The organism is Poseidonibacter sp., from assembly GCF_041821165.1.
Classification (GTDB): Bacteria; Campylobacterota; Campylobacteria; order Campylobacterales; family Arcobacteraceae; genus Poseidonibacter.
Genome location: NZ_JBGUES010000071.1, coordinates 1 through 10,611, shown reverse-complemented (window position 1 = coordinate 10,611; position 10,611 = coordinate 1). Strand labels below are relative to the sequence as shown.

11 protein-coding genes are annotated in these 10,611 nt (G+C 25.5%); 8 read left to right on the top strand and 3 right to left on the bottom strand.

All coding sequences use genetic code 11. The annotated features are described in order from the left end of the window. Positions 1-7 precede the first annotated feature (7 nt). The 8 genes from hisS to ACERKK_RS07115 all read left to right on the top strand — a co-directional run bounded on the left by hisS (position 8) and on the right by ACERKK_RS07115 (position 7,278). On the top strand, positions 8-1,231 hold the full coding sequence (hisS, locus tag ACERKK_RS07150; protein WP_373772395.1) for a histidine--tRNA ligase: 1,224 nt from the start codon (positions 8-10) through the stop codon (positions 1,229-1,231). Further along, positions 1,231-3,042 (top strand): biosynthetic arginine decarboxylase, encoded by a 1,812-nt coding sequence (gene speA / locus ACERKK_RS07145; RefSeq protein ID WP_373772396.1) that lies wholly within the window; start codon positions 1,231-1,233, stop codon positions 3,040-3,042. The genes hisS and speA overlap by 1 nt, the downstream gene beginning before the upstream one ends. Next, the gene (gene cysE, locus ACERKK_RS07140; RefSeq protein WP_373772394.1) at positions 3,032-3,787 is read left to right on the top strand and encodes a serine O-acetyltransferase; all 756 of its coding nucleotides are present in this window, start codon (positions 3,032-3,034) and stop codon (positions 3,785-3,787) included. The genes speA and cysE overlap by 11 nt, the downstream gene beginning before the upstream one ends. A 5-nt stretch (positions 3,788-3,792) precedes the next feature. After that, a complete protein-coding gene (locus ACERKK_RS07135; protein ID WP_373772393.1) occupies positions 3,793-4,524 on the top strand; it encodes a sulfite exporter TauE/SafE family protein in 732 nt (243 codons plus the stop codon). Between the two features lie 243 nt (positions 4,525-4,767). Further along, positions 4,768-4,893, top strand: a complete 126-nt coding sequence (locus ACERKK_RS07130; RefSeq protein WP_373772392.1) for a hypothetical protein — start codon at positions 4,768-4,770, stop codon at positions 4,891-4,893. A gap of 40 nt (positions 4,894-4,933) precedes the next feature. After that, positions 4,934-6,007, top strand: coding sequence for an FkbM family methyltransferase (locus tag ACERKK_RS07125; RefSeq protein WP_373772391.1), 1,074 nt, complete (start codon positions 4,934-4,936; stop codon positions 6,005-6,007). A gap of 204 nt (positions 6,008-6,211) precedes the next feature. Then, positions 6,212-6,367 (top strand): hypothetical protein, encoded by a 156-nt coding sequence (locus ACERKK_RS07120; RefSeq protein WP_373772390.1) that lies wholly within the window; start codon positions 6,212-6,214, stop codon positions 6,365-6,367. A gap of 230 nt (positions 6,368-6,597) precedes the next feature. Then, complete coding sequence (locus ACERKK_RS07115; RefSeq protein ID WP_373772389.1) at positions 6,598-7,278, top strand: hypothetical protein; 681 nt, start codon at positions 6,598-6,600, stop codon at positions 7,276-7,278. A gap of 177 nt (positions 7,279-7,455) precedes the next feature. On the opposite strand, the gene ACERKK_RS07110 is transcribed toward ACERKK_RS07115, so the two are convergent. The 3 genes from ACERKK_RS07110 to ACERKK_RS07100 all read right to left on the bottom strand — a co-directional run. After that, positions 7,456-8,052 carry a Wzz/FepE/Etk N-terminal domain-containing protein gene (locus tag ACERKK_RS07110; RefSeq protein ID WP_373772388.1) on the bottom strand — a complete coding sequence of 199 codons (597 nt, stop codon included), beginning with the start codon at positions 8,050-8,052 and terminating at the stop codon, positions 7,456-7,458. Positions 8,053-8,179: 127 nt separating this feature from the next. Next, positions 8,180-10,153 (bottom strand): helicase-related protein, encoded by a 1,974-nt coding sequence (locus tag ACERKK_RS07105; protein WP_373772387.1) that lies wholly within the window; start codon positions 10,151-10,153, stop codon positions 8,180-8,182. Continuing rightward, a partial coding sequence (locus ACERKK_RS07100; RefSeq protein WP_373772386.1) for a hypothetical protein occupies positions 10,150-10,611 on the bottom strand: 462 nt, incomplete at its 5' end. The genes ACERKK_RS07100 and ACERKK_RS07105, both read right to left, overlap by 4 nt.

Below are 10,611 nucleotides of genomic sequence, written 5' to 3'. Positions count from 1 at the left end.
TTTTTAAATGAGTAATAAAAATATTCAAAGCCTAAGAGGTATGAAAGATATTGTAAATGAAGAGAGTACTTTATTTACATATTTTGTTGATAATGCCTCAGCAATTGCTAAAAGATATGGATTTTCATATATGGAGACACCTATTTTAGAAGAAACGGCTTTATTTAAAAGGTCTGTTGGTGAGAGTTCTGATATTGTAAATAAAGAAATGTATAACTTTACTGATAAAGGGGAGCATGAAGTTTGTTTAAGACCAGAAGGTACTGCTGGTGTTGTTAGACACTTTGTTGAGAAAAAACTTGACCGTGCTGGGGGAACTCAAAGATGGTACTATTATGGACCAATGTTTAGATACGAAAGACCTCAAAAAGGAAGACTAAGAGAATTCCATCAATTTGGTTGTGAAGTATTTGGAGTTGATTCAGTTATTGAAGATGCAAATATTATTATGATGATTAAAGATATTTTAGACTTCTTTGAAATTGGATTTAAATTACAACTTAACTCACTTGGTGATCAAAACTGTATGCCTCAATATAAAGAGAGTTTAGTTCAACACTTAACAGACTTTAAAACCGAGCTTTGTGAAGATTGTCAAGTAAGAATTTGCACAAATCCAATTAGAGTATTAGATTGTAAAAATGAAACTTGTCAAGCAAAACTTGTAGATGCTCCAAAAATTACACATAATTTATGTGAATCTTGTGATAGTGATTTTAAAAAATTAAAAGAAATTTTAGACTTTAATGGTGTAGAATATGAAATCGACACTAATTTAGTAAGAGGTTTAGATTATTACTCAAAAACTGCTTTTGAATTTGTATCAAATGAAATTGGCGCACAAAGTGCAATTGCTGGTGGTGGAAGATATGATAGATTAGTAGAATTTTTAGGTGGAAGACCTACGGCTGGTGTTGGATTTGCAATTGGAATTGAAAGATTACTTGAACTTGTAAAAATGAAAGAAACTAAAGAAGATATTGTATATATGGGTGCTTTAGATGAAGCTTCATTAAATACTGTTTTAAAAGCTGCAAATTCAAAAAGAAAAACAACTAAAACTTTAGTAGAATATACTCCAAGAGGATTTGGAAAGCATTTTAAACTTGCTGAAAAAGTTAATGCAAATATAGTAGCTCTTATTGGTGAGAAAGAGCTAAACGAAGGAACAATCTATATAAAAAATATAGATTCAAAAGAAGAATATACACTTAAACTAGAGGAATTTTAATATTGGATAACTACGGAATTGATATTTGGGGAGATAATAACTTCCTAATTGAGAATGGCTTAGCCAAAGTGAATTATGATTGTAAACCATCATTAATGTCTATCGTACAAGAAGTTAGAGAACAAGATTTTAAAGGGCCATTACTTTTAAGATTCCCACATATTACAAAAAAGCAAATTAGTACTTTATATAAAACTTTTAGTAATACTATTCAAGAGTATAATTATAAGGGTTCTTTTAATGCTGTTTTTCCTTTAAAAGTAAATCAATTACCTACTTTTATACAACCTTTAATTAAAAGTGGTGAGAAATTTAATTATGGTTTAGAAGCTGGAAGTAAAGCAGAACTTATAATTGCAATGACATATAACAATATGAATGCACCTATTACTGTAAATGGTTTTAAAGATAAAGAAATGGTTCATTTAGCTTTTATTGCAAGAAGTAAGGGTCATAATATTACATTGATTATTGAAGGTTTAAATGAGCTTGAAACAATAATTGAAGTACAAAAACAAACAAGTCTTCCTTGTCCAAATATTGGATTAAGAGTTAGACTTCATAGTGGTGGAAGTGGAATTTGGGCTAAAAGTGGTGGAATTAATTCTAAGTTTGGATTAACTTCAACTGAAATTCTTGAAGCTTACGAATTAGTTGAAAAAAACAATATGATTGAATTTTTAACTATGATTCATTTTCATATTGGTTCTGATATGAATTCTATTAAACCTTTAAAAAAGGCTTTAAGAGAAGCTGGACATATTTATGCAGAACTTAAAAATCTTGGTGCTAGTAATTTAAATAATATTAATATTGGTGGTGGTTTAGCTGTTGAATATAGTGCTTATGAAAGAAGTAGATTCTATTCATTAAGAGAGTTTGCAAGTGATGTAATTTTTACACTAAAAGATATTGCAAAACAAAAAGGTGTTGAAGAGCCTAATATTTTTACAGAATCAGGTAGATTTATATCAGCAGCTTCAACTGTGCTTGTAACACCTGTATTAGAACTATTTTCATCAGAATATGAACTTGAACACTTAAAATTAAAAGAGATAAATCCTCCTTTAATTCATGAGTTAAATGAGTTATTTAAAGATATTACAAAAAGAACAGCACATGAGTATATGCATGATTCAATTGACCATATGGAATCTTTATTAACACTATTTGATTTAGGTTATATTGATTTACAAGATAGATCAAATGCAGAAATATTAACACATCAGATTATTAAAAAAGCTATATCATTACTTGAAATTGATGATTTCCAAGAATTAAGAAAACTTGATGAAAATATTCAAGAGAAGTATTTATTAAACTTCTCTATTTTTCAATCATTACCTGATTATTGGGGAATAAAACAAGAGTTTCCTATTATGCCATTAACGCATCTTGATAAAAAACCTACAAGAAGTGCATCTTTATGGGATATTACTTGTGATAGTGATGGAGAACTTCCATTTAATTCTGAAAAACCTTTATATTTACATGATGTAAATTTAAATAAAGAGGATTATTTCTTAGGATTCTTTAACGTAGGTGCATATCAAGATACTTTAGGAATGAAACATAATTTATTTTCTCATCCTACAGAAGTAAATGTTGTATTTAAAGATGGAGATGTAGTATTAGAAAAAATCATTGAATCTCAAACTATTATAGATATTTTAGAAGATATTGATTATGATACGCAAGATATAAAAGAAAAACTTAAAGAAAATTTAGATGACAATACATTTGATATACTTGAAAAATATCTTAATGAAAACTCTTATCTAAAAACAATTTGGAGTTATAATGACGAATAAAGAGAAAAATGAGCAAGTAGAAGAAAAAATTTCATTTTGGGCTCAATTAAAAGAAGATTTTTTTGTTCCTAAAAATAATGACCCTGCATTAAACTCAAATTTAGAATTAATGTTTAATTATCCAGGTGTTTGGGCAATAATAAATTATAGAATTTCAAATAAACTATACAAAAAAGGTTTTAAAAGAATCGCAAGAGTAATAAGTGGAATATCAAACTTTCTTACAAGTACTGATATTCATCCTTGTGCAACTATTGGTAGAAGAGTATTTATTGACCATGCTATTGGTGTAGTTATTGGTGAAACAGCCATTGTAGAAGATGATGTACTTATTTATCAAGGTGTTACATTAGGAGGGGTTAGTTTAAATAAAGGTAAACGTCACCCTACTGTAAAATCAAATGCAGTTATTGGAAGTGGTGCAAAAGTTTTAGGAAATATTACAATTGGTAAAAATTCTAAAGTTGGAGCAAACTCTGTTGTAGTTTGTGATGTTCCAAAAAATTCTACTGCTGTTGGTGTTCCTGCTAAAATTATCAAAAGAGATAATAAAAACTGTAAATTAGCACACGATGATTTACCTGATATTAATAAAGAAATGTTTAAATATTTACTTGAAAGAATTCATGTTTTAGAGATTGCTTTAAAAGAACAAGATGGAATTGATGTAAGTGATAAAGACAGAAAACTTGAAGAAGATTATGATAGATTCATTAATGCAATGAATTCTATAAAAAAGAAATAATTTAAATGTTTGATTTAATATCATTTGGAGTCCTTACAGGATTTATCTCAGGATTTTTTGGTGTAGGTGGAGGAATGGTTCTTGTTCCTATGCTTTTACTTTCTGGATTTCTAATGAAAGAAGCAGTTGCTATATCAATTATGCAAATGGTATTTTCATCAAGTTATGGCTCTTTTTTAAATTATAAAAAAGCAGCAAATGTTTTAAAAGATGGATTAATTATAGGAATTGGAGGCTCAGTTGGGGGTCTTCAAAGTGGATATATAATTTCTAATGTTTCAAATGAATTCTTACAATATTTATTTATTATTATTTTAATATTTTCTATTGTAAAGATTTTTTACTCTCCTTCAAATGAAGATACTACCACAAAATCTAAAAATAAATTTCTATTATTTGTAATTGGTTTTTGTATTGGAATTATTGCTATGAGTATTGGAGTTGGTGGTTCAATTATGCTAACACCAATTTTAATAGCTTTTATGAATTATGATTTAAAATCAGCAACAGCACTTGGACTATTTTTTGTAATATTCTCTTCAGTTGCAGGATTTATTTCAATCTCATTACATGGACAAATGTTATATGCAGAAGGTCTTACAATAGGTCTATCTTCATTAATTGGGGTTTATTTTGGAATTAAACTAAAACATATAGTAAAAACGTCATCATATAAAAAGTATATTTTAATTATGTATGTATGTATATTAGCTATGATGATTTACAAAATGTATTAATATTTATACAATCTTGTAATCATTTTGTAATAAACTTTTATTATAATAATATTGTCTTAATTGAAGATATTTAAATATTGATTAGTCGATGAAAAATTAAATACATACACTATTTAATTCTTCATTAGACTTATACTTTCTTAAAAAAACTCTATAATTTATTACTATTATTCATAAAAATTCTTGACATTGAAATAAAAACTTATTATAATCACTATAATATATTACTATTAAGGATAAATTATGGCATATAATACAATGATACTTATGAACTGCGAACTGTCAAATAACAGATCAAGAAAATCATCTTTTTCTCTAAAAAAAACTATTGCACTTTTTGTAAAAAATATCAAGAAAATATTTAGTTAATTCGATATACTTCCACTAATTAAAAAAGAGGAAGTAAGATTTGCATTTAGTTGGATTTGATTATATAAATGAAAAAGATAAAGAGTTAAGCGAGTTATTTATTAATTCAAAAGATGTTAAAAAATACATTTTAGGAATAAATAAACTAACAAAAAGTATTTTGAAATATATTCAAGTTGATGGAATAATTGATGATTTTACAAGAGTTCAGTCTTCAAGAAAAAAGAAAAATATCATACCAATAGAAGAAGTTCCTAAAGATTCTATAATTCTTTGTGCAGTAACAGGAAGTCCTCTTGAAGTAAAAATAAAACTTGATGAAATGGGATATACTCATTTTAACTATCTTTCATTTTATAGATTCTCAAAACTAGAACTTGCCCAACCTCCTTTTATGGATGACTTTAAAGAAGATTTTTTAGAAAATGAAAAAGAGTACTTAAAAACATATAATCTTTTAGCAGATGAAAAGTCAAAAAAAATATTTACAAAAGTTTTAAATTTTAAAATGACTTATGATTTTGAATTTATGAATGGTTTTATAAATAACTTTGATGAACAATATTTTGATAAAGAACTAATTTCAAATATTAAAAATATAGTTTTTGTAGATGGTGGCGGATATATTGGAGATACAATCCCAAGTATCAAAAAAAACTTTCCTGATTTTAAAAAAATATATTGTATTGAACCAAATAACTTACATATAAGTATTGCAAAAAAGAATTTTGCTGATGAAAAAAATATTGAGTTTATAAATTGTGGTTTAGGAAATAAAAAACAAGAAAGTACTAAAAAGCAAGAAAACCAAGATAATTGTGCGCATGATTATCAAGCAGAAGAAATTAATACTTTAGATAACTTAATAAATGAAAAAGTAGATTTTATAAAAATGGATATAGAAGGTGCAGAACAAGATGCAATCCAAGGTGCAAAAAATACTATTTTAAAATATCACCCTATTCTAGCAATTTGCATATACCATAAAGCCCAAGATTGGCATAAAATACCAGAAATGGTATTAGATATAAAAAAAGAGTATAAAGTTTATATTAGACACTACATGGAAGGCATTTTTGAGACGGTTATGTATTTTATTCCAAAACTACGATAACCTCCTATTAAATAGCACTTTTATATTGAAAACAAATTCTAATTATTTTAAGTTTAAACCGTTTTGAACCGCTATTTATCATATAAACTGGTATAAGAAAGTATCATTTTATCTTATATAAGTAAGTTTCACCCAGAAATATTTTCAGACCCTGATTTTTATGAAAATGTTAAGTTTGATGAAAGAATTAAAGATGCAAATGAATTGTTTAATTATATAAGTAAAAAAAATCAAAACTTAATGCTTAAATTAAATGTTTTGTTAGAAGAAAAAGACAAAGATGACAGACTTGAAAAAATTGAAGAAGAAATAATCACAATTCAAGCAAAGAAGTATATTAATATTAAACAGTTCGAATAAATATACAATTTAGGAAGAACTTCACAGCAAAGTTATAGAGGAAGACTTGAAAACCCTTTGCCATATATTCAAAAAAGAAGTGGTGGAAAAATATCTTATGATGTAGATAAGATAGAGAAGTGGTTTCAAGACCAAGATGACGACTAGATAAATACACCAATAAATGATTTAATTTAATAAATAAAGATGTATATTTATGTTATTATCTAAATAAAATAAATAGGATTTATATGGAATCATTAATACCTAGTAGTGGAAATATTTTTATTGGTGCAATTATAATAGTTTTTATTTTAATATATATCATATATCAAAGTAAATTTAAAAATTTAAAAAGATTTACAACAATACTTCTTATTGGATTTTTTTCGTGGAGTATTGGAAAAGATAATGATACTTCAATTATACTTTTTTTTGTTGTATCTGCATTTGTTTCTTATATTTGGAATAAAATGGATAAAGAAAAAGAATTTGAAAAGAATCAAGAACTTCTTAATTATAATCTTCATATAAATACTTTCGGAAAATATCTTGAATTAAATCCTTTGGGAATTCAAGAAATAAGACATTCATCTAAATTACCATTTGAGAAAGAAAAATTTATTGAAAACTCAATAATTAATATAAGAAAACTTGAACAAGAATCTCAAACGTTACTTCTTAATGCAATTCCTCTACTTGCTTATTTTAGAGATGATATTCCTGAAAGTGGATATATTTCTAATATCTCAAAACTTATAAATAGTGAAAATGATATTTCAAATATAAATACTAATTCAAGCTCTACTATTGAGAATTTGTCAAATAAGTTAAATGAAGAAAATGATTTTCCGATTGACATTTATAATAAATGTAATAAAGAGTCTGAATATATATTAAAATTATTACAAACATCTATTTCAATAAAATAATAAAAGATTACTATAAACCATTTTAAACCAAAAGAGATGGTATATTAAGGTGTTATTTCATTAATTTTATATTATACTATTACTATTTCTAATTCATTATATGGAAGGCATTTTTGAGACTGTTATGTATTTTATACACAAGTAAACTCTTTTAAATATCAAGGTTAAAACTAATGTTTAACCTTGTGTATTTTTATCGTCTTCTTTCATTTTAGAAATAAATTCTAAGAAAAAAACTATAAATATAGATAATATAAATGCAGTAACAAAAGATACTATAACAATTAGTTTCTTTTTAGGTTTGTTAATAGCATTATTATTAATTTTAACTTCACCGATTTGTTTAGTCATTATATAATCATCAAAAAATTTAGTTTTTTCTTTATGCCTAGTAATAATTGCAGAGACTGTATTATTTAAATCTTTTTTTATAATATTTTTATCTTTATTCTTACTTGTAATAATAAGTATATTATTTGTACCTTTTGGAAGTGAAACTTCTACTTCAAATCTTTTTTCTAATATACTTTTTATATTTGAATTATGATCAAAATAAATTTGATTTGTATCATTGCTTCGACCTTCACCAATTTCAACCATTACATTGCCACTATAAATTGGTATAGGATTTTTAATAAATACATATACTACAGATATTAAAGTAACTAATAAAGTAAATAAAATAATAAAGTTTTTTCTCTTTACTATTGTTTTCCATAAATCCCTTAAATCTATTTCATCTTCTTGTATATATTTAACTTCATCTTTATTCATACACGTTCCTGTAAAAAACATTTATTCATTATTTTCCTTTTTAAAGAGTATTTTAGTTGTTCTTGATTTAGATATCGGTTAAATCATATACCTTTTACTTATTTTCTTTAAAAGTCCTTTCGAAAAGCTATAAGGTTTTCGTAAAAGATAATTTTTTACTAAAGTCATAATCTTTTTGTAACATTTTAAGTCTTAATTTCGATGATTTATTTTCTTCACTTTTTTGAGAAAACTTATATAATAAAATTGATATTCTTTTTATATATTTTTTATGAATATTCTTTTTTAAGTAATGAAAGATTTTTTTAGGTATTTTTTTATTTATTAATTTATCATCTAGTGATAAAAAAACTTTAACAGAACCTTTTTGACCTTGTCTTGATGTTCTTCCAAAAAGTTGTAAATCAACTCTTTTTGAATCAGCAAGTTGAGTTGCTATTACATGTAAGCCACCTAATTTTTCCATTTCTTCTGTTATTTTAATATCAGTTCCTCTTCCTGCAATATTTGTTGATATTACTATACTTTTATAATAACCAGCTTCTGCTACTATTTGATCTTCTTCTTTATGATGTTTAGCATTTAATGTCGTACAAATAATACCTTTTGATTTTAATATATTTGATAATCTTTCACTTTCATTAATACTTGTAGTTCCAACTAATATAGCTTGTCCTCTTTTGTTTACCTCTATAATCTCATTGATTATAGCTTGAATTTTCAAATCTATATTTTCAAAAATTTCTATAGGTTTTAGAATATAAGTATTTGCTATTCTTTTTGGTATTTCAATTACTGGTAATTCATAGATACTCCATAATTCATTTTCAATATTTTGAAGTGTTCCACTCATACCAGAAAGTTTTGTATATAATCTAAAAAATCTTTGAAAACTCATTTTAATATTTGTTTTTGTAGGATTACTAAGTTCTAGTTTTTCTTTTGCTTCAATTGCTTGATGAAGTCCTGCACTTAAACTTTTTCCAGGCATTAATCTACCTGTTTTTTCATCAACTAAAACTATTTTATTCTCTTCATCAATTATATAATCGCGACCATTTATATATAATTCTTTTGCACTTAGTGCTTGTATTAATAAAAATGTTTTTCTTTCATATGTTCTCCAAATAACAGGAAATTCTTCATTTAAATTATCTAATAATATTTTTCCTTCATTCGTTAAAGAAACATCTTTAAACTCTTCTTCAACTTTATAGTGAATTGTATTTTTAAACTTCTCAATTAATTCAAAAATACAATATATAGCTTCCTTTAAAACTTCATTATCGCTTGATTCTGATATAACTAATGGAGTTAAAGCTTCATCTGCTAATACACTGTCTGCTTCATCAACTATGGCTGTATGAATTCCTTGCATAACTCTTGGTTTGCCACTACTAACTCCATTAAATAACTTATTAAAAATAAAATTATCAAAATCATTTATTTTTTTATCACTAATTTGGTCTCTTAAAAAATCTGCTACAAGCTCTTTACTTGTTGCATAAACAACATTGCATTTATAATTTTCAATTCTCTGTTCATCTTTCATCTCTCCTACTACATAACCAACACTTAATAAACATCCATTGTAAAATGAAGTCATGATTTCTGCATCTCTACTAGCTAGATAATCATTTGACGTGATAATATGACAAGGTTTACCAGTCCATCCTGCCATAACTCCTGAAATTGCAGCAGTAATTGTTTTTCCTTCCCCAGGAAGCATTTGTATTGCAAACCCATAATATTGTCCAAGAGCGCCCATTATTTGTTCATAATATGGCCTATAACCAAAAATTCGAAAACAAACTTCACAAATTGAAGATATAGAATCATAAATACCTTCATCATCAATTTTAGAAAGTTTATACATACGTTTATATTTTAATATGATTTTTGTTAGTTCTTCATCACTTAGCATAGCATGTTGTTTTGAATTATTATAAATATTTTTAGCAATTTCATTTAAGCGTTTTCGTAATATTATTTTTTTATACACTTTTCCCATACCTAAATGTACTAATCTATCTAGTCCATCATGTGATTTTTTTTCAATAGGTAAAGTAAATTTTTTATACTCTTGATTTGTAATTATCATAATCTATATCTTTTTTGTATAAGTTGATAAAGTCGCACTCTTATTAACTCAAATAAACTTGTTGTTCCAAGTGAAATTTTTGCAATTGCATATTGAGATTGAAGATAAGGTAATTGTCCTTTATTCTCAAGTGCTCCTTTTATTTCAAAAAAAGATTCTTTTGTTTTAAGACCATTTTTATCATTTGTTAATACTTCAATTAATCCTCCACCCATCCAGCCTAAAACTGCTGATGGAAGTTCATTTTTTTCATGAGGAATAACTGCACTATTTTGTAAAGTTATTGTTTCTTTTATATTTGCATATAACTTTACTTCTGCACTTAAATTTCTTTTATTAAATAATTTTTCAGCCATATCTTGTGTAACTACACCAATAAACTCATAAGTATTTCCATGAAATATTTCTGCTAATTTTGTATAATTTTTTACATAGGAATTTAAATATTTATTTATATC

What these genes read in the sequence shown, in the direction of transcription:
- hisS (WP_373772395.1), top strand. Translation starts at nt 8, where the DNA reads ATGAGTAATAAAAATATTCAAAGCCTAAGAGGTATGAAAGATATTGTA.
- cysE (WP_373772394.1), top strand. Translation starts at nt 3,032, where the DNA reads ATGACGAATAAAGAGAAAAATGAGCAAGTAGAAGAAAAAATTTCATTT.
- ACERKK_RS07135 (WP_373772393.1), top strand. Translation starts at nt 3,793, where the DNA reads ATGTTTGATTTAATATCATTTGGAGTCCTTACAGGATTTATCTCAGGA.
- ACERKK_RS07130 (WP_373772392.1), top strand. Translation starts at nt 4,768, where the DNA reads ATGGCATATAATACAATGATACTTATGAACTGCGAACTGTCAAATAAC.
- ACERKK_RS07115 (WP_373772389.1), top strand. Translation starts at nt 6,598, where the DNA reads ATGGAATCATTAATACCTAGTAGTGGAAATATTTTTATTGGTGCAATT.
- ACERKK_RS07110 (WP_373772388.1), bottom strand. Translation starts at nt 8,052, where the DNA reads ATGAATAAAGATGAAGTTAAATATATACAAGAAGATGAAATAGATTTA.
- ACERKK_RS07105 (WP_373772387.1), bottom strand. Translation starts at nt 10,153, where the DNA reads ATGATAATTACAAATCAAGAGTATAAAAAATTTACTTTACCTATTGAA.